This is a genomic window from Methylophaga sp. OBS3, assembly GCF_026319325.1.
In the GTDB taxonomy this organism is placed as follows: domain Bacteria; phylum Pseudomonadota; class Gammaproteobacteria; order Nitrosococcales; family Methylophagaceae; genus Methylophaga.
Genome location: NZ_JAPDMU010000003.1, coordinates 227,490 through 245,683, shown reverse-complemented (window position 1 = coordinate 245,683; position 18,194 = coordinate 227,490). Strand labels below are relative to the sequence as shown.

Sequence of the window (18,194 nt, the reverse complement as noted above, 5' to 3'; positions counted from 1 at the left end):
ATTATTTTCAGAGCCAGCCATGAAATCCATCGTTTTTCTTATTCAATGTAAAGATCAAAAAGGTTTATTGGCGGGGATCACCGGTTTTTTTGCTGGTCGCGGTTATAACATTCTGCATTGCCAACAATATACTGATACTGAAAATGCACAGTATTTCATGCGCCTGAAATTAGAAGATGAAGGCCAATTTGATCATGCTGAGTTAGAAGCTGCGTTTACAACCCAAGCGAATGAAATGGCGTTGACTTGGTCTGTGCGTTATAGCGAAACACTTTACCGGGTTGCTTTGCTGGTAACGAAAGCATCGCATTGTCCATTTGATCTACTCTTGCGTGAATACGAAAACGAATTGACATGTGATATTCCGCTTATCATTGGTAACCATCCAGACCTTGAAGACATGGCGCGCCAATTTGGTAAGCCTTTCTATCATTTACCCATCACCAAAGACACCAAACAACAACAAGAAGCGCAGATCAAAGCGTTGCTGGCCGAATATAACATCGACTTAGTGGTGATGGCGCGTTACATGCAAATTCTATCTGAAGAGTTTGTCCAAGAATTCGCTGGCAAAGTTATCAATATTCACCATGGTTTCCTGCCGGCCTTCCAAGGTGCCAAACCATATCACCAAGCATACGAACGCGGTGTGAAGTTAATTGGTGCAACAGCTCACTATGCCACTGCAGAACTGGATGAAGGTCCAATCATTGAGCAAGATGTCGCACGAGCCCAGCATGATGATGGTCCGGCTGATTTAGTCATGATTGGTAAAGACGTTGAACGTTTAGTATTAGCACGTGCTGTCAAAGCCCATATTGAACACCGTATTATCATCAGTGGTCGACGTACCATTGTTTTTGCTGAAGGCGCTTAATTGATAGATTCAAGGGGGGAATCATGTCTGATAACGCACCGATAATTATGATTACTGGCGCTACTGCAGGTTTTGGTGAAGCCACGGCAAGATTGTTTGCAAAATCAGGTTGGCGATTGATTCTTACTGGACGACGTAGAGAGCGCCTTGAAAAGCTCCAAGCTGAGTTAGGTGGCCCTGAGCAAGTCTTTATTACCGATTTTGATATCAGCAGTAGGCAAGCAACAGAAAACGCCATACAACAAATTCCAGACGCTTTTTCAGCAGTCGATGTATTGGTGAATAATGCTGGCTTAGCATTAGGTATGGAACCGGCTCAAGTTACTGATCTTGATGATTGGGAACGTATGGTAGATACCAACATTAAAGGTGTTATGCGTTGTACCAGACTGCTATTACCTAAGATGGTTGAGCGTGGTCGCGGTTACATCATCAATATTGGTTCGGTTGCTGGTAACTGGCCTTATCCGGGCGGTAATGTTTATGGGGCAACCAAAGCTTTCGTCAGGCAGTTCACTTTAGCGCTACGTGCTGATTTATTAGGAACCGGTGTACGGGTGACTAATATTGAACCGGGTAATGCGGAAACCGAGTTTTCGATGGTGCGATTTAAAGATAACGCTACCCGTGCGGATAGTATTTATGCCAATACGCAGCCATTAACGGCTGAGGATATTGCCGATACCATCCTGTGGCTCGCCAATACCCCTAAGCACGTTAATGTCACTACCATGGAAGTCATGCCGACCCAGCAAGCAACTGGGCCATTGGCAATTTATCGTGGTGAGTAATTAAACAATCAACCACGTTTTAGGGTTAGGATGAGGTTGGTTTTTGATAATGATTTGTAGGCCTTTGATATTACGGGCCAATAACCAAATTACCCAAGCCAATAATACTAACCAGCCAATACCAATGAAGACGGTCATCCAGCCAACAAACTGGAATAAGATACTGATCCAAAACGTACGAATTTGGAATGTGTAGTGGCTTTTAATATCACTACTCACATCACTTCTTAATACGTATGCGGTGACGACGCCGACAATACTCAAGATCGGCAGTAAAATACCAATCATATAAAGAATGTAGATGATTTTAGGTGGATTGCTTTCAGGTTGTTGTGCCACGGTTGTCTCCTTCAAAGATATCTAAAAGGTAGCAAACACGGTGTGATTTGACTATCTACTGGCAAAAAAAAAAGCCTGGCAGAAGCCAGGCTTTTTGGTTTTGCTAACTCAGCGATTAGCCGCCAAAGTCAAAACGAATTCCCGTCATAATGGTTCTGCCAATAATTGGAGAATCATCTTTTAGGAAGCTAGTATGACGACGACCATCTTCGTTCAACAAATTACGACCTTGAACAAAGACTTCTGCACCTTTAAGCATGTCTGGACTCCAAGCTGCATTAAATGACAACAAGTTATAACCATCAGTGTCTGTCTCTAATGCTGCTGAATCACTTTGTTTAAACACATGGCGATAATCCATGCTGAAGGTCCAATCTTGGTAACCTGTGTCAAAACCGACACCTAAACGAGCAGGGCTAATACGCGGCAGATTATCACCACCACTGAGTTCACCACGAACGTAATCACCCGCAACGCGTAACGTTAGTGGAATAGGACCTTTGATAGCATCCCAAGCAGTACCAAACTCAACACCATAAAAACGTGCATTTGCCTGACGGTTAAACACAACAGCACTGCCTTCCGCTTCAACAACATGTCCTGTTCCATCATCAACTGATTCTAAGAAAATGTAGTCTTGAACGTGGTTGTAGAACACATTGGTGTTAAAACGAAAATCACCGGCATGACGATCTAAGCCAATCTCAAAATTGGTATAGGTTTCTTTATCAAGATTAGGGTCACCAATTTCAAAGGTTCTTGATGCCGCGTGGCTACCAAAAGCATAGAGCTGCTCAGGTGATGGCGCCCGCTCAGAACGTGACAGTGATAACCTCAAGTGGTGGCTGGCATCAAGGTCAATGATGGTACCGCCTGATACGCTGAATGCATTAAACACTTGGTTACCCAATTGTTCATTTTGATGTACGTGAGCGCCATCATCAAAATGAATCGAAAACTCTCCGACATCACTTGGATCTAAACGAACATGGTCTAAGCGTGTGGCAAATTCTAAACGACCAAAGTCAGTTGGACGCTCTTCCAAGACGAACATCGACAACGTTTTGGTGGTATTGTCACGCACGTAGAAGCTCGGGTCGCCGTGCGTATGCGCTGAACCGCCGTGATCATCATGATCATCATCGTCATGTGCATGACTATGACCTTCACCAGCACTACCAAAGTCGCGATAAGCCATTTCAGCACCAATCACACCTTGCCATGCACCAATCGGATCATGCACTAACTCAAGACGAGCACTGGTTTCATCGTTGTTAAATGAGGTTGCCGCATCACGTTCTTCAAGCAGGCCATCATGAAACTCCGAGACCCATTCCGTTTGATAAAACTTGGTGTGCGATAACTTAATACGCGCAGTACGGAAGCCGGGCAGGGGATCATTGATTTCAGAACGCAGATCGTAACGATCAAAATCAGCATGAATGCGTTCTTGTTCTTCGTGTTCTTCACCCAAGAAAACACCCGGAATACCGTAGTCAGTCCGCCAGCGGCTATAACCCAATCCGACAAAACCCCAATCATTTTTATATAAACCGGTTAGTGAGAAAGAGTCTGTCGATGTATTGCTGTTTTGCAGCGTGTCTTTGTCACCTTCGGTTTGGCCAATGCTTTGATAACCATCAATATCAAAGTCATGGTTACGACGCAGGCCATAGTCGGTACGTAATACAAAATTATCGGTAACTGGCAACTCAAGACCTATATTGCCTTGACGGTCATTACCGTTATAGCCATAGCCCATTTGACCTTTCACTCTTGGTGCATCGCCAAACTCTGGGTTAAAACGATCACTTTTTACATTAACAACACCACCCGCGGCATTGCCGCCATAAAGTAGTGTGGCTGGACCACGTAATACTTCGATTTGTTCTGCACGACTTGGATCCAGACCAATGGCGTGATCGCCCCCTTCACCAGAGACGTCAACAGTTCTCATGCCATCATCAAGCATTTGTACACGTGAACCTTGTAAGCCACGTACTACTGGGCGACCGACGCCTGGACCGAAATCCGAATTTGTGACACCGGGAACGTTTTCTAGGGTTTCACCAATTGTGCCAGCACGTTGTTGATTAAGTTCATCACCGGATAAAACTGTAACAGGGGTGATTAATTCATCAGGGGTACGGGCACCAAGCGGATCAGCTGTCACGGTTAAGCTTGGGATACTGACAGGTTCAGCATTTTCTGCCTCGGCAAAAACAGGCAGCGAAGCCAATGCTGCAGTGAGCAACACGGCTAATTTTTTCTGGGTAAACATTTATTGTGTCCTTATAACACCAATAGATCGCAGGCAGCCGAAACTGCACGATCCAGTTAAAAATTTAGTTTTGGATTGTGTGGTGTTATGAGAAAACAGGTGGGCCGCGGATAAGCTGCGGTAAATAACGGCTTTTTGCCGTGTAGTGTTGTTCGACCCCTGAAACAAAATGTAGTACGACATAAGTCGTGGCTACAATTAGGGTAGGTGTCGCATTAACAACAGGTGTATGCGAAATGGCTTCCAGCCGCTCACACTGTGCTTCGGCTTTGTGGAATGGATGCGTCGTATCATGCCAAATAGCAAACGTCTGCAATGACAGCACAAGGGCTGCCAGCAGGTATAGCCATTTAAAATGATGACGGCGTATTTGCATGATTAGGTAAGAAGATTGACCAATAATTGTTCGTAAATCGCCGACAGTATATCTAGATCGTCGACAGAAATGCACTCGTCAATCTGATGAATCGTGGCATTCAATGGGCCTAACTCGATAACTTGCGCACCAGTAGGTGCGATAAAACGGCCATCTGAGGTACCGCCAGAAGTCGATAACTCAGTTTGGTAACCGGTCACTGTTTCGATGGCTTGTTGCGCTGCCTCTAGTAATTTGCCACCGGCCGTTCGGAATGGTTGACCAGATAACACCCAGTTCATGTCGTAACTCACGTGATGTTTATCAAGGATAGCTTCAACACGTTGCTGAAGTTGTTCGTTAGTCACTTCTGTCGAAAAACGGAAGTTAAAAATCATATCCACATGGCCGGGGATAATATTCGTTGCACCAGTGCCACTGTTCAGGTTTGAAACCTGAAAGCTTGTTGGAGGGAAATCTTCGTTACCGTTATCCCAGACTTCTGCACAGAGTTCAGCTAAGGCTGGTGCCAAATGATGAACAGGATTATCTGCCAAATGTGGGTAGGCAATATGACCTTGTTTACCTTTTACTGTCAGATAGCCGTTTAATGAACCTCGACGACCATTCTTAACAACATCGGCAACTTTATCAGTACTGGTTGGTTCACCAACCAAACACCAATCAATATGTTCTTGGCGAGCTTGCAAGGTTTCAACAACCCTCACCGTACCATCCGTTGCGGGACCTTCTTCATCACTGGTGAGCAAAAAGGCGATGCTGCCTTGATGTTCTGGAAATCGTGAAACAAAGCGTTCACATGCTGTGACCATTGCCGCAATACTACCTTTCATATCAGCAGCACCACGGCCATGCAACATACCGTCAGCAATAACTGCTTCAAATGGCGGGTGTGTCCATTTATCTAATGGACCTGTTGGCACGACATCAGTATGACCAGCAAACACGAATAATGGGCCTTGGTGGCCACGTCTTAGCCAAAGATTGTCTACCTCACCAAACCGTAAATAATCAGGATTAAAACCTGAGTCAGCTAGACGCTTAGCTAACATGATCTGACAGTGTTTATCGTCAGGTGTCACGCTGTCACGGCGGATAAGCTCTTGCGTAAGTTGAACGGTAGGGGACAAATCAGTTGCCATAACGGTTTTGGTACTCCTCCTCATTAAAGCCAACGTAGCACTCATCTTTTTCAGAAATAACGGGGCGTTTAATGAGTGTTGGGTTTTCCAACATCAGTGCGATTGCGGTTGCTTCGTCTAATGATTCTTTTCTTGGATCATCTAATTTACGCCAAGTTGTGCCACGTTTATTAAGCAGCGTTTGCCAATCAGTGGTTTTCAACCAAGTTTCAATCGTCTGTTGTTCTAGACCATCAGTCCGAAAATCATGGAATTGATAATTTACGGCATGCTCATCTAACCAGCGTTTTGCTTTTTTGACCGTGTCGCAGTTTTTGATGCCGTATAAAATCATAGTGTTACAACGTTTTAAATCAAGCTGGTAAGCAGAAAGCGAGTCTCAGACATTAAGGCTAATGTCTGAGACACAACTTTAATTTACGAATTAGATATCTCGTAACAATTCGTTAATGCCGACTTTACCGCGGGTTTTTTCGTCAACTTGCTTAACGATAACGGCGCAGTACAAGCTGTAGCTACCGTCTTTAGATGGTAAGTTACCAGAGACAACCACAGAGCCAGCAGGAATACGGCCGTAAGTGATTTCACCAGTCATACGGTTGAAAATCTTGGTGCTTTGACCAATGTAGACACCCATTGAAATCACTGAACCTTCTTCAACGATAACACCTTCAACAACTTCTGAACGAGCACCGATAAAGCAGTTATCTTCGATAATGGTAGGGCCAGCTTGTAATGGTTCTAAAACACCACCGATACCAACACCACCAGATAAGTGAACGTTTTTACCGATTTGTGCGCAGCTACCGACCGTAGCCCAAGTATCCACCATGGTGCCTGAATCAACGTAAGCACCGATATTGACGTAAGAAGGCATCAGTACCACACCTGGTGCGATATATGAGCCACGGCGTGCTGCTGCTGGTGGGACTACACGGACACCGGCTTTATTGAAGTCATCTTCACTAAAGCTGGCAAATTTTGGGTCAACTTTATCGAAGTATTGTGTTTCGCCACCCGCCATCGGACGGTTGTCATTTAAACGGAATGACAGCAAAACCGCTTTTTTCAGCCATTGGTTAACAACCCAATCGCCATTTTGTTTTTCGGCAACGCGGGCAGTACCGTTGTCTAGCATTGCTAATGCTTCATTAACAGCATTACGAACGCTAGCATCAGCATTTTTTGGGTTAATGTCAGCACGACGCTCAAAAGCATCTTCGATAATTGATTGAATTTCGCTCATGGAAAAAAGCTCCGGTTAAGATAAGGATTCGATAAATTGGTGGATACGATGTGCGGCTTCCACACATTCTTCCTGTGATGCCACAAGGGCCATGCGGATCCGGTTAATGCCCGGATTACCATGCCGCGTATCCCTTGCCAGAAAACGACCAGGCAAGACTGTGACATTAAATTGGTGAAATAACTCTCTCGCAAACTCGGTATCTGGGATTGGTGTTTCTGCCCAGAGATAAAAACTTGCTTCAGGTTGGCTGACATTCATCACAGGTTGCAGAATTTCAAGGACAGCCTGAAATTTTTCACGATACAACGTGCGATTGTGCGCAACATGTGCCTCATCATTCCAAGCAGCAATTGAGGCTGATTGGGTTGCTGGCGGCATAGCACAGCCATGATAAGTGCGGTAACGCAGGAAATCTTTGATGACTTTGGCATCACCGGCGACAAAGCCACTCCGTAATCCCGGAGCATTCGAGCGCTTGGATAAACTATGAAAAACCACACAACGACTTAAGTCGGTGTAGCCAGCGGCCACTGCGGCTTGTAATAAACCAACCGGTGGCAGAATTTCATCGAAATAAATTTCTGAATAACACTCATCCGCAGCAATGATGAAATCGTACTCATGTGCTAACTGGATGAGGCGAGTCATTGCTTCAGCGTCAATTACTGCGCCTGAAGGGTTGCCTGGACTGCAAATGTACAGAAGTTGGCATTGAGACCAGATATGCCCAGGTACATTATCAAAATCTGGTACAAAGCCGGTTTCTTCAGTGCAGTTCAGCATATGCATGCGTGCACCTGCCAAAATCGCTGCGCCTTCATAAATTTGATAGAACGGATTCGGCATAACGATTAATGGATCAGTCTCACGATCAACGACAGCTTGCGCAAAAGCAAATAAAGCTTCGCGTGTGCCGTTAACAGGTAACACTTGTGTTTGTGGATTGATATGACCATCAAGTTGAAAGCGTTGGTCTAACCAATTTGCAATCGTTTGACGTAGTTCTGGTGAACCCGCGGTTGTTGGGTAAATCGACAAACCATGCAGATGGCTAATCACCGCCTCAGTGATAAATCCTGGGGTAGGGTGTTTAGGCTCACCAATAGACAAAGCGATATGTGGCAAATGCGATGGCGGCTGACAGCCCTGTTGCAATTCGGCCAGTTTCTCAAAAGGGTATGGGTGCAATTTGGCCAGTTCTGGGTTCATATATGCAGTTGCCGGATCAAAAAAACGCTACATTATAACGTTTTGCGACCGACCCGTGTTATAAGCATCGTTATGAGTCTGACAACTATTCAACAACAACGCCTTTCCATTATTTGTTTATTGTTTGCAGCCACAATGTGGGGCCTTATTTGGTATCCCATGCGGTTATTAGAGGCTGTGGGCTTGCCGGTCGTTTGGACAACATTATTCATCTACCTTGCCGCAGCGGTGATGCATTTACCGCTTGCTTTAAGCGCGCCGTGGCCATGGCGACAATTACCGATATCGCTAGTTGGATTGGCGCTTGCTGCAGGCGCAACGAACTTAGCTTTTTTAGTCGCCTTAATTGAAGGCGAAGTCCTACGCGTGATGTTGTTGTTTTATTTAGCGCCTTTATGGAGCGTCTTATTAGGACGCTGGTGGCTGGGTGAAACATTGTCTCCAGCGGCATTTTTGTTATTACTTCTCGCTATGACGGGCACTTTAATCATGCTTTGGCATCCTGAAATGGGATTGCCTTGGCCACATGGTCCTGCTGATTGGTTGGCATTGGCTGCAGGAATATTGTTTGCCATAAATAATGTGTTGAGTCGTAAACTTGCTGATGTACCAATGCATATCAAAACGACCGTGGTCTATTGGGGCGTTGTGGCAGTGGCACTTATCGTCATGTTCTTACGCCACAGTCCATTGCCAGATATAAGCCTAAGTGTGGGGCTTGTGACCATTATCTTTGGTGGTATCGCCATCGTCGCCATGACCGTTTCCGTGCTATATGGTTTGGCACGTTTGCCGGTCTATCACGCGGCTGTCATCATGTTGTTTGAATTAGTCGTTGCTGCAATATCTGCATGGTTATTAACAGAAGAAACCATGCGAGCTGTTGATTGGCTCGGAGGTATGTTAATCATTGCTGCTGCCTACGGTGTGGCTCGTATTGAAAAGCGACGTAACTAAACACATCATCAATTATTCATAGTTAAATCGTTACAACGAGGAATCGCGAAATGATTAAATCAATTGCGCATGCGACCTTTTTGGTTGCAGATTTGGAAAAGTCTCTCGACTTTTACTGCAATGTCTTACAAATCAAACAGAATATGAGTCGTCCCCAGTTTCCTTTTGATGGCGCTTGGTTAGATTTAGGTGCAGGCCAACAAATCCACTTAATGGTGTTACCAAACCCTGATAGTGCCGAAGGTCGTCCAGAACATGGTGGACGTGATCGTCATGTCGCTTTGGTTGTGGAAGACTTAGAAAAGCTCGCTGCAAACTTTGACAAAGTGGGTATGCCATATTCACGAAGTAAGTCTGGACGTGCCGCTTTTTTCTGCCGTGACCCTGATGGTAATGCCTTGGAGTTTTCTGAAGATTTCACGCCTCAAAGCATGTAATTCAGTAGTTTAAATGATCGAATCAACAGCTTAGCGACTTACTCACATTTTCTGTGGATAAGTCTGTGGTTAATGTATGTGAAAATCGCTAAGTGGTTAATTCTTAACATACGATTACAAATTGGTTAAAAATTAATCATTTTTAAATTTTATTTAAAATCAATATGTTATCGTTAAAATTCATAGATCAATGACTTAGCGCGTACTTCTGTAAAGTCGCTGTAACATATGCATAAAAACGTGAATAAGTTTTCGTGATTGTTATCAATTAGCGTGCCAAAGCTGGGAAAATTTGATCGTCATAGGCTTCGTCTTCTTCACCTGTTGGCATAACACGTTGTTGCTCAAGATTTTTAAAGTCAAACAACTCATTGTCAGCAAGTTGAGAAGGCGCAACATTTTGTAAACTACGGAAGATATTCTCGAGTCGGCCTGGTGATTGTTTTTCCCATGCTTGAAGCATGTCTTTGATCACTTGGCGTTGTAGATTCTGCTGTGAGCCACACAAGTTACATGGAATGATTGGGAATTGTCTGGCTTCAGCATAACGCTCAATATCGGCTTCTTTGGCGTAAGCCAATGGGCGAATGACAATATTGGTTTTGTCGTCGCTTAATAGTTTTGGTGGCATGGCTTTAATTTTGCTGCCATAAAACATATTCAGGAATAACGTTTCGATAATGTCATCACGATGATGGCCTAAGGCAATCTTGGTAATACCATTTTGTCTGGCGTAACCATATAAGCTACCCCGACGTAGACGAGAGCAAATACCGCAAGTGGTTTTACCCTCAGGCACAACCTCTTTAACGATGCTGTAAGTGTCTTTCTCGATGATGTGATAAGGCACGCCAATAGAAGACAAATACTCTGGTAAAACATGCTCTGGAAAACCAGGTTGTTTTTGATCAAGGTTGACCGCAATTAGCTCAAAGTTAATCGGCGCGTGATCACGTAAATTAAGCAGGATATCTAACATGGTGTAACTATCTTTACCACCAGATAGACAGACCATCACTTTGTCACCATCTTGAATCATGTCGTAATCAGCAATCGCCTGACCGACCTGACGACGCAGACGTTTACGTAATTTATTAAACTCAAAATGTTGTTTGGCTTGTGCTTCTGACATCAGATAAGACCTGCAAAAGGTTGGATTGAGACATGTTCGCCGGCTTGAATACCTTCACAGTCCTCATCCAACAAAATAAAACAATTAGCGTGGCTCATAGAGCTTAAAATGCCCGAGCCTTGTTCACCAGTCATACGAACCGTTAGTGAGCCATCTGGCTGACTTTCCATCACACCCCGTTGAAACTCAAAGCGTCCAGAACGTTTTCGAATAGGGGCGGCGGCTACAGCCGGTAAGATAAGTGGTTTGTGTGCACTGTTGCCGGCCATTTTTAATAACGCTGGCAGTACAAATTGGTAAAAAGTCACCATAACTGAGACTGGGTTACCCGGCAGACCAAAAAAAGGTGTGTTTTGGATGTGACCAAAGGTTAATGGTCGGCCAGGTTTCATGGCGATTTTCCAAAAGTTAACTTCACCAAGTTCAGCGAGAAGTGGTTTTATATAGTCGGCATCACCAACAGAAACACCTCCTGAGGTAATCACAATATCGGCATTCGCAGCGGCAGACTCTAAAGCGAGTCGTAAGGCATCGGGGCTGTCTTTAACAACCCCCATATCCAGCATATCAACACCTAACTTTTGCAACATGCCAAACAGGGTATAGCGATTACTATCGTAGATATCGCCAGGCGTTAAGGTTTCGCCAATGGATTTGAGTTCGTCACCTGTTGAAAAAAATGCAACACGGAGTTTACGACGGACTTTGAGTTCTCCAATACCTAATGACGCCAGCAAGCCCAAATCAGCAGCATTAATACGTCGACCGGCAGCTAAAACTGCTTGGCCTTGTTGAATATCTTCACCTGCCAACCGGACGTTTTGGCCTAGTTGGTGTTCTCCAGCAAAATTGATCTCTTGGTCATCAACGCTGGCTTGCTCTTGCATGATTACAGTATCGCAATCAGACGGCATCATTGCACCGGTCATAATTCGCACACATTGACCAGCGCTGAGCGAACCCGTGAATGGACTACCTGCAAAAGCTGTCCCCACACATGTAAGGGTATTGTTGTGTGATGCTAAATCCTTATGTGCCAGCGCATATCCGTCCATTGCAGAGTTGGGGTGTTGGGGCACATTAAATGGCGAAATAACGTCTTCGGCGAGCACTCTGTCCAATGCATCGCGAAGTGGTTGCATGTGGATGTTTTGCACACTGTCCAACTGTTCGAGAATTTTTTGACGTGCTGCTTCTACCCTTAAAACAGAGGGCTTTTCTGGCATTGCGCAGCTATCAGCGGGGGTAAAATCTCGCATGGGATTATTTGGCCTTTTGGCAGAATTCTTCAATAAATTCAGCTATTTTACCGATATCGTTTAAATTCAGCACGGGCAGTTCACGATTAAGTGCAATATAGGCATCTGTGGCAACGGCGATAATCTGTGGATCGTCATTTGCCAATAGCGGTTTACCGATACTCGGGCGGTGTAATTCAAGCTTGGGAAAGGTTGTTTGTTTGAAACCTTCAACGAGGACTAAATCTAAAGCCTCATAATCCAGTCGCGCTAAGCACTCGTATAGCTGAGGTTCGTCACGTTCAGCTAAGGGTTTTTGCATCAGTGCAAGTAAATTTTTAGAGGCAACAACAACTTGGCTGGCACCGGCTTCACGAATTTCGTAACTATCCTTACCGGGCTTATCAATATCGAACCTATGATGAGCGTGTTTAATCACCGCAATTCGTAACCCTTTACTTCTCAGCATCGGTAATAACTGAGTGAGTAAAGTGGTTTTACCTGTGCCGCTAAATGCAGTGATACCGAGCATCGGTAAAGGACAAGCAACTGATAACGCAGCCAAATCTTCAGGATGATTTAAATTTACAAAACAGTCTGGCTCATCACTAAAGTCAACTTCGGCTACAGGGTATTTTGCAAAGAAGCTATCAATTTTACGTTCGCCACTTAACAAGAAGTCGTTAAGCGCATCTTGAAGGTGGCAAGGCATTAAACTGTAAACCGGCTGTAAACGTTCGCCATCAGTTGCAACGGCAATGGTTTTACCGGTAACTAGCAGAGTTTCCATCATGCGCTGGCGGAGTTTGTTACTCAGTAACGGTCCGTCACAAGGTGCTGTCAAAATATAGTCTGTTTTAGCATGACGCATACCACTGAGCATACCGGCCAGAGGACCTTGAAAGTTATCTAAGGTGTCACTGACCACGGTGTAGCCAAACTGTTGATAGCGGTCTATATTACGGTTAGCGTTGATGATTAAGTGATCAACCTGAGGATATAGCCTGTTAATGGCGTGTTTGATAAGCGGTTGACCTTGAAAATTAACAAGACCTTTATCTTCACCGCCCATGCGACGAGCAAGCCCACCAGCGAGAATGACACCACTGACTGTTGGATAACTTGCCATTAACATTTATAGAAATTCCGGTTGAGGATGTTGCACATCATGCGAGTTCAGTTTTTCAAATACCTGATTATACCGTTTATCTGGTCAGCCGTAGCCTTAGCCAACCCAAGTTTGAGTTTACAGGTTACTGGCTTGTTCCGAGATCATGCGGTAATTGAAATAAATGGGCAGCAGCACATTCTCAAAGTTGGTCAGGAAAGCCCCGAAGGCGTAAAACTTCTTGAAGCTGATAGCAATATGGCGATTGTTGCTGTTGATGGGGTAAAACAAACCTTACCGTTAGGCACACAGATAAGTGGAACATTTACACCACCGGCAGCACAACCGACGGTTAGCTTGTGGCCGACTGGAGGGATGTATTTCACCAATGGACATGTGAATGGTTATAGCGTTAATTTTTTGGTGGATACCGGTGCTTCGGCAGTTGCCATGAATGCTGAAACGGCTACTCGTTTAGGTATTGATTATTTGAACGCACCGATGATTGGTATTCGCACCGCATCTGGAACTGGTACCGGTTATCAAGTGACTTTAAATCAAGTTCAAGTTGGGGATATCAACAGGTCTAATGTTCGCGCGGTAGTGTTAGATGGGCCGGAGCCTGAGCATGCGTTACTTGGCATGAGCTTTTTACAAGATCTGGACATACAACGAACTGGTGAGCGGCTAGATCTGATTCAGAAATTCTAAAAAAATGCCCGGACAAGCCGGGCACTTTATGAACAGATTGATAAGAGGTTTAGAAACCTTTGGTTATCAAAGCGTAAGCTGAGTGATTATGAATCGACTCAAAGTTTTCTGATTCAACTGTGTAAGCACTGATACGATCATCAGCGTTTAACTGCGCTGCAACATCACGCACCATATCTTCAACAAATTTTGGATTGTCGTAAGCGTGCTCAGTGACATACTTCTCGTCTGGACGTTTCAGCAGACCGTAGATTTGGCATGATGCTTCTTTTTCAACCAAATCAATCAGATCTTCAATCCAGATAAAGCTATCGGTTTTGACTGTTAAAGTAACGTGTGAGCGTTGGTTGTGAGCACCGTAGTCAGAAATATTTTTTGAACATGGGCACAAGCTTGTCACAGGGACGATAACTTTAACCGTGATGCTCGTTTGACCTTTGCTGATCTCACCAATAAAACTTACTTGGTAATCCATTAAGCTACGAACTTTAGAAATTGGCGCTTCTTTGTTTACAAAGTATGGGAAGCTCATTTCGATGTAGCCAGACTCAGCGTCTAAACGTTCAGTCATTTCACCCAACATGGTGTGAAATGATTTTACGGTGATTTCGCGTTCGTGTTGATTCAAAATCTCAACAAAACGTGACATGTGCGTACCTTTGAATTGGTGCGGCAGATTCACGTACATATTGAAGTTGGCAACAGTATGTTGTTCGCCAGTAGTGCGGTCACTGACAATCACCGGATGACGGATATCTTTAATACCAACTTTATCGATGGCAATGTGACGTTTGTCTTTGATGTTTTGAACGTCTTCGATTTCGGCAGCATTTACCGGTTTGTTTTGTTCGGTCATTAGTGGCTTATTCCTCGCTGTATTTGACGCAGGCGCGATCAGTTTCCCAGAGTGTTACACCAGAAACTTTGGCGATGTCATTATTCAAAACAGGGCTGAGTTGCTGATAGAAATACTTCGCAATGTTTTCAGCTGTTGGATTGATTTCGTCAAACGGTGGAATATCATTGAGATAACGATGATCCAGCGTCTTTGCCAGCTCACGTGTGGCTGTTTTGATTGTTTTAAAATCCATGCCCATGCCGTGATTATTTAAGTCGCGGGCAGTGACTTCTACTTCTACTTTCCAGTTATGGCCATGCATGCGTCGGCAATCACCGGGATAATCACGCAAGGTGTGGGCAGAAGCGAAATCAGCAAGGATTTTAAGGGTGTAGGTCGCGCTCATAATGTTGACTATTATACTCAGGAATTAGCTGGGGTAACAGATCATTATGACGCAAAAAAACGATTGATGAAATCGACTAAACCATTTGCTGATAAGCCGACATCAGCAAGCATTTGTTGATGGTTACCATGATCTTGGAATTTATCGGGTAGGCCTAAATGGCGAATTGGCGTTTGGCAGTTAGTCTCACGAAGATACTCAGCAACGCCACTACCGGCACCACCAGCGATGGCATTTTCTTCAATGGTCACTAAGAGTTCATGCTCAGCAGCCATCTTATCAATCATAGCGGTATCTAATGGCTTCACAAAACGCATGTTTACAACGGTTGCATCAAGCTGTTCAGCTGCTTCAAGTGCACTACTGACCATGCTGCCAAATGCCAAAATTGCGACTTTTTGACCTTTACGTTTTAACTCGGATTCACCAATAGCAAGGCTAGATAGCTCGCTATCAATTGCAGCGCCTGGGCCAGTGCCTCTCGGATAACGCACAGCAGCTGGACCATTATGTTTGTAGCCTGTGGTTAACATTTGGCGACATTCATTTTCGTCAGCTGGCGTCATGATCAGCATATTCGGAATGCAGCGTAGGTAACTCAGATCAAAACTACCGGCATGAGTAGGGCCATCTGCACCTACTAAACCTGCACGATCGATAGCGAACAGTACGGGTAAGTTTTGCAGCGCGACATCGTGGATCAATTGATCGTAGGCACGCTGTAAAAAGGTTGAGTAGATTGCAACAACCGGTTTTTTACCTTCGCAAGCAAGACCAGCAGCGAGGGTGACGGCGTGTTGTTCGGCGATACCAACATCAAAATAACGTTCTGTAAAACGTTCAGCGAACTTAGTTAAGCCAGAGCCTTCACTCATTGCTGGCGTAATACCAATCAGTTGTTTATCACTGGCCGCCATATCACAGAGCCAGTCACTAAACACTTGCGTGTAACTTGGGCCAGATTTGCTTTGGCTACCGGCAGGGCTGACACCATGGTATTTGCATGGTTGCTCTTCTGCTGGGGCAAAGCCTTTACCTTTTTTGGTCACAATATGCAGAAACTGTGGGCCTTTACGCTGGCGAAGGTTAGTCAGAGTCGTGATTAGGGTATCAATGTTATGGCCATCGATAGGGCCTATATAGTTAAAGCCCATCTCCTCGAATAAGGTGCCCGGCACCACCATGCCTTTCATGTGTTCTTCAGCACGACGGGCAATTTCCCAAGCGGTTGGGATTTTTTCTAATACTTTTTTACCACCAGCACGGGCAGTCGCGTAGAAATTGCCAGATAGCAGACGTGCAAGATAATTTGCCATACCACCAACATTTTTGGAGATAGACATTTCATTATCATTGAGTACGACTAATAGGTTTGCACTCAAGTCACCGGCATGAGCCAGAGCTTCATATGCTTGACCAGCAGTTAATGCACCATCGCCAATAATGGCAACAGCACGACGAGAGTCATTGTTGGCTTGAGCTGCCAATGCCATACCAAGTGCAGCGCTAATTGAAGTGCTGGAGTGGCCGACACCGAATGTATCGAATGGGCTTTCACTGCGTTTTGGAAAGCCAGATAAACCATTGGGTTGGCGCATGGTATGCATTTGATCGCGACGACCAGTGATAATTTTGTGGGCATAACTCTGATGACCCACATCCCACACTAAGCGATCTTCTGGTGTGTTAAATACGTAATGTAATGCCAGTGTCAGTTCGACGACGCCTAAATTAGACGAGATATGACCACCAGTTTGTTGCACACTCTCAACGATAAGCGTTCGGATCTCTTCTGCTAGCTGCGGGAGCTGTTTACGAGATAACTGTCGCAGGTCTTGTGGGTCGTTAATCTGATCTAACAATCGACTCATGATATTCACGTTAAAAGGCTCGCTGAACAACAAAGTGTGCCAAACCTGAAAGGGCTTGTGTTGGACCGGTTAGATTTTTGAGTGCATTTAGCGCTTCTTCAATCAGATCCTGAGCTTTTTGTTGTGCATTCTCAAGTCCCAACAAAGCAGGGTAAGTTGGTTTATCACGTGCAATATCAGCACCCTGCTGCTTACCTAATGTTTCGGTATCAGCAATGACATCCAACACATCATCCTGAACCTGAAACGCTAAACCAATTGCTGTCGCATATTGATCTAAATAGGATAAAGCTTCTTCACTTACATTTTTGGCAGCAAGGGCACCAAGGCGGACACTGGCGCGAATTAAGGCACCAGTTTTTAGTTGGTGCATATGTTCAAGTTCTGACAAGGTCAGCTTTTTACCGACGCTTTGTAAATCTATCGCCTGTCCACCAGCCATACCATCAACTCCGCTGGCAGTTGCTAAGGTATTAACCATTGCAATTTGCTGAGCAGCTGGGAGTGAATTATTTGAAAGACTAATGAAGGCATGTGTTTGTAAGGCATCGCCGGTTAACAATGCTGTCGCTTCATCAAATGCCTTATGACAACTTGGGCGACCACGGCGTAAATCATCATCATCCATCATTGGCATATCATCATGTACCAATGAGTAGGCGTGAATCATTTCAACAGCACAAGCAGCAGCATCTAAACCCTGCTGATCACTGTGGCAAGCTTCACCAGCAGCATAAACCAACATAGCGCGCAGGCGTTTACCGCCATCGAGTGTTGAATATTGCATTGCTTTGACCAACATGTCGGCATTACTTTGTAGGCCAAGTCTTTCTTCCAGTGCCTTAGCAACACGTTGTTGATTAGCCAACATCCAGTTGGCCAGCGAAAAGTTATCTGTCACGAAGCGTCCGTATCTGCGTCAAAATCAACTAATTCTGTATTGCCAGCTTGTTTAACCAACATTTGTACCTTTTGGTCGGCTGCTTGAAGCGCATCCTGACAATCACGAGTCAGTAATACACCACGTTCGTATAGTTTGAGGGATTCTTCGAGGGTAATATCGCCTTGTTCCAACTGTTCCACCAAGGTTTCCAGTTCGGCGATAGCCTTCTCATATTCCAGTTTTTTGCGTTTTGCTACCATTACGGCCTCAAAAAAACAGCTACAGCGACTCATTATAAAAGAATATGCAGGGGCTTGCCTGCTGGAATGTTCACGCATTTGTGCTTATG

Annotated in this window: 20 protein-coding genes; 5 read left to right on the top strand and 15 right to left on the bottom strand. The window is 44.8% G+C overall.

Annotated elements, in window-relative coordinates; translation table 11 throughout:
* Positions 1 to 19: 19 nt before the first annotated feature.
* Entirely contained in the window at positions 20 to 877 is an 858-nt protein-coding gene (gene purU, locus OMP94_RS07935) for a formyltetrahydrofolate deformylase (protein WP_266277748.1), read from the top strand.
* A gap of 23 nt (positions 878 to 900) precedes the next feature.
* Positions 901 to 1,668 carry an SDR family oxidoreductase gene (locus OMP94_RS07930; protein WP_266277747.1) on the top strand — a complete coding sequence of 256 codons (768 nt, stop codon included), beginning with the start codon at positions 901 to 903 and terminating at the stop codon, positions 1,666 to 1,668.
* On the opposite strand, the gene OMP94_RS07925 is transcribed toward OMP94_RS07930, so the two are convergent.
* From OMP94_RS07925 to dapC, 7 genes are all read right to left on the bottom strand, one after another.
* Entirely contained in the window at positions 1,669 to 2,007 is a 339-nt protein-coding gene (locus OMP94_RS07925) for a DUF4870 family protein (RefSeq protein ID WP_266277746.1), read from the bottom strand.
* Between the two features lie 115 nt (positions 2,008 to 2,122).
* Positions 2,123 to 4,288, bottom strand: a complete 2,166-nt coding sequence (locus OMP94_RS07920) for a TonB-dependent receptor (RefSeq protein WP_266277745.1) — start codon at positions 4,286 to 4,288, stop codon at positions 2,123 to 2,125.
* 85 nt (positions 4,289 to 4,373) lie between these two features.
* Positions 4,374 to 4,613, bottom strand: a complete 240-nt coding sequence (locus tag OMP94_RS07915) for a hypothetical protein (protein WP_266277744.1) — start codon at positions 4,611 to 4,613, stop codon at positions 4,374 to 4,376.
* 53 nt (positions 4,614 to 4,666) lie between these two features.
* On the bottom strand, positions 4,667 to 5,806 hold the full coding sequence (gene dapE, locus OMP94_RS07910; RefSeq protein ID WP_266277743.1) for a succinyl-diaminopimelate desuccinylase: 1,140 nt from the start codon (positions 5,804 to 5,806) through the stop codon (positions 4,667 to 4,669).
* On the bottom strand, positions 5,796 to 6,140 hold the full coding sequence (locus tag OMP94_RS07905) for an ArsC family reductase (RefSeq protein ID WP_266277741.1): 345 nt from the start codon (positions 6,138 to 6,140) through the stop codon (positions 5,796 to 5,798). Before OMP94_RS07905 ends, dapE begins: the two co-directional genes overlap by 11 nt.
* Positions 6,141 to 6,230: 90 nt before the next feature.
* On the bottom strand, positions 6,231 to 7,052 hold the full coding sequence (dapD, locus tag OMP94_RS07900; protein ID WP_266277740.1) for a 2,3,4,5-tetrahydropyridine-2,6-dicarboxylate N-succinyltransferase: 822 nt from the start codon (positions 7,050 to 7,052) through the stop codon (positions 6,231 to 6,233).
* A 15-nt stretch (positions 7,053 to 7,067) separates the two neighbouring features.
* Positions 7,068 to 8,264 carry a succinyldiaminopimelate transaminase gene (gene dapC, locus OMP94_RS07895; protein WP_266277739.1) on the bottom strand — a complete coding sequence of 399 codons (1,197 nt, stop codon included), beginning with the start codon at positions 8,262 to 8,264 and terminating at the stop codon, positions 7,068 to 7,070.
* A 72-nt stretch (positions 8,265 to 8,336) separates the two neighbouring features.
* Between dapC and OMP94_RS07890 the strand changes: the two genes are divergently transcribed.
* Together OMP94_RS07890 and OMP94_RS07885 are read left to right on the top strand one after the other, a co-directional pair.
* Positions 8,337 to 9,221 (top strand): DMT family transporter, encoded by an 885-nt coding sequence (locus tag OMP94_RS07890; protein WP_266277738.1) that lies wholly within the window; start codon positions 8,337 to 8,339, stop codon positions 9,219 to 9,221.
* 50 nt (positions 9,222 to 9,271) lie between these two features.
* On the top strand, positions 9,272 to 9,658 hold the full coding sequence (locus tag OMP94_RS07885) for a VOC family protein (protein ID WP_266277737.1): 387 nt from the start codon (positions 9,272 to 9,274) through the stop codon (positions 9,656 to 9,658).
* A 268-nt stretch (positions 9,659 to 9,926) separates the two neighbouring features.
* Here OMP94_RS07885 and ttcA read toward each other — a convergent pair whose 3' ends face one another.
* Genes ttcA through mobA form a run of 3 tightly spaced genes read right to left on the bottom strand, consistent with a single transcriptional unit; the run spans position 9,927 to position 13,163 of the window.
* Complete coding sequence (ttcA, locus tag OMP94_RS07880; RefSeq protein WP_266277736.1) at positions 9,927 to 10,790, bottom strand: tRNA 2-thiocytidine(32) synthetase TtcA; 864 nt, start codon at positions 10,788 to 10,790, stop codon at positions 9,927 to 9,929.
* Positions 10,790 to 12,049 carry a bifunctional molybdopterin-guanine dinucleotide biosynthesis adaptor protein MobB/molybdopterin molybdotransferase MoeA gene (locus OMP94_RS07875; RefSeq protein WP_266277735.1) on the bottom strand — a complete coding sequence of 420 codons (1,260 nt, stop codon included), beginning with the start codon at positions 12,047 to 12,049 and terminating at the stop codon, positions 10,790 to 10,792. The genes ttcA and OMP94_RS07875 overlap by 1 nt, the downstream gene beginning before the upstream one ends.
* Before the next feature lie 4 nt (positions 12,050 to 12,053).
* Entirely contained in the window at positions 12,054 to 13,163 is a 1,110-nt protein-coding gene (gene mobA, locus OMP94_RS07870; protein ID WP_266277734.1) for a molybdenum cofactor guanylyltransferase MobA, read from the bottom strand.
* Between the two features lie 33 nt (positions 13,164 to 13,196).
* Between mobA and OMP94_RS07865 the strand changes: the two genes are divergently transcribed.
* The gene (locus tag OMP94_RS07865; protein ID WP_266277733.1) at positions 13,197 to 13,847 is read left to right on the top strand and encodes a retropepsin-like aspartic protease family protein; all 651 of its coding nucleotides are present in this window, start codon (positions 13,197 to 13,199) and stop codon (positions 13,845 to 13,847) included.
* 49 nt (positions 13,848 to 13,896) lie between these two features.
* On the opposite strand, the gene folE2 is transcribed toward OMP94_RS07865, so the two are convergent.
* From folE2 to OMP94_RS07840, 5 genes are read right to left on the bottom strand one after another with little or no spacing between them, the layout of a single operon-like run.
* Positions 13,897 to 14,703: a GTP cyclohydrolase FolE2 gene (gene folE2 / locus OMP94_RS07860; protein WP_266277732.1), complete on the bottom strand. Its 807-nt coding sequence runs from the start codon at positions 14,701 to 14,703 to the stop codon at positions 13,897 to 13,899.
* Positions 14,704 to 14,710: 7 nt separating this feature from the next.
* A complete protein-coding gene (gene queD, locus OMP94_RS07855) occupies positions 14,711 to 15,091 on the bottom strand; it encodes a 6-carboxytetrahydropterin synthase QueD (protein WP_266277731.1) in 381 nt (126 codons plus the stop codon).
* A 44-nt stretch (positions 15,092 to 15,135) separates the two neighbouring features.
* The gene (gene dxs / locus OMP94_RS07850) at positions 15,136 to 16,962 is read right to left on the bottom strand and encodes a 1-deoxy-D-xylulose-5-phosphate synthase (protein ID WP_266277730.1); all 1,827 of its coding nucleotides are present in this window, start codon (positions 16,960 to 16,962) and stop codon (positions 15,136 to 15,138) included.
* Positions 16,963 to 16,972: 10 nt separating this feature from the next.
* The gene (gene ispA / locus OMP94_RS07845) at positions 16,973 to 17,833 is read right to left on the bottom strand and encodes a (2E,6E)-farnesyl diphosphate synthase (protein WP_266277939.1); all 861 of its coding nucleotides are present in this window, start codon (positions 17,831 to 17,833) and stop codon (positions 16,973 to 16,975) included.
* Between the two features lie 26 nt (positions 17,834 to 17,859).
* A complete protein-coding gene (locus OMP94_RS07840) occupies positions 17,860 to 18,105 on the bottom strand; it encodes an exodeoxyribonuclease VII small subunit (RefSeq protein ID WP_266277729.1) in 246 nt (81 codons plus the stop codon).
* Positions 18,106 to 18,194: the final 89 nt, after the last annotated feature.

Coding starts and splice junctions, on each gene's coding strand:
- ttcA (WP_266277736.1), bottom strand. CDS start 10,790: ATGTCAGAAGCACAAGCCAAACAACATTTTGAGTTTAATAAATTACGT.
- OMP94_RS07885 (WP_266277737.1), top strand. CDS start 9,272: ATGATTAAATCAATTGCGCATGCGACCTTTTTGGTTGCAGATTTGGAA.
- dapC (WP_266277739.1), bottom strand. CDS start 8,264: ATGAACCCAGAACTGGCCAAATTGCACCCATACCCTTTTGAGAAACTG.
- OMP94_RS07905 (WP_266277741.1), bottom strand. CDS start 6,140: ATGATTTTATACGGCATCAAAAACTGCGACACGGTCAAAAAAGCAAAA.
- ispA (WP_266277939.1), bottom strand. CDS start 17,833: ATGTTGGCTAATCAACAACGTGTTGCTAAGGCACTGGAAGAAAGACTT.
- queD (WP_266277731.1), bottom strand. CDS start 15,091: ATGAGCGCGACCTACACCCTTAAAATCCTTGCTGATTTCGCTTCTGCC.
- purU (WP_266277748.1), top strand. CDS start 20: ATGAAATCCATCGTTTTTCTTATTCAATGTAAAGATCAAAAAGGTTTA.
- OMP94_RS07865 (WP_266277733.1), top strand. CDS start 13,197: ATGCGAGTTCAGTTTTTCAAATACCTGATTATACCGTTTATCTGGTCA.
- dapD (WP_266277740.1), bottom strand. CDS start 7,052: ATGAGCGAAATTCAATCAATTATCGAAGATGCTTTTGAGCGTCGTGCT.
- folE2 (WP_266277732.1), bottom strand. CDS start 14,703: ATGACCGAACAAAACAAACCGGTAAATGCTGCCGAAATCGAAGACGTT.
- OMP94_RS07840 (WP_266277729.1), bottom strand. CDS start 18,105: ATGGTAGCAAAACGCAAAAAACTGGAATATGAGAAGGCTATCGCCGAA.
- OMP94_RS07890 (WP_266277738.1), top strand. CDS start 8,337: ATGAGTCTGACAACTATTCAACAACAACGCCTTTCCATTATTTGTTTA.
- OMP94_RS07875 (WP_266277735.1), bottom strand. CDS start 12,049: ATGCGAGATTTTACCCCCGCTGATAGCTGCGCAATGCCAGAAAAGCCC.
- dapE (WP_266277743.1), bottom strand. CDS start 5,806: ATGGCAACTGATTTGTCCCCTACCGTTCAACTTACGCAAGAGCTTATC.
- OMP94_RS07920 (WP_266277745.1), bottom strand. CDS start 4,288: ATGTTTACCCAGAAAAAATTAGCCGTGTTGCTCACTGCAGCATTGGCT.
- OMP94_RS07930 (WP_266277747.1), top strand. CDS start 901: ATGTCTGATAACGCACCGATAATTATGATTACTGGCGCTACTGCAGGT.
- mobA (WP_266277734.1), bottom strand. CDS start 13,163: ATGTTAATGGCAAGTTATCCAACAGTCAGTGGTGTCATTCTCGCTGGT.
- dxs (WP_266277730.1), bottom strand. CDS start 16,962: ATGAGTCGATTGTTAGATCAGATTAACGACCCACAAGACCTGCGACAG.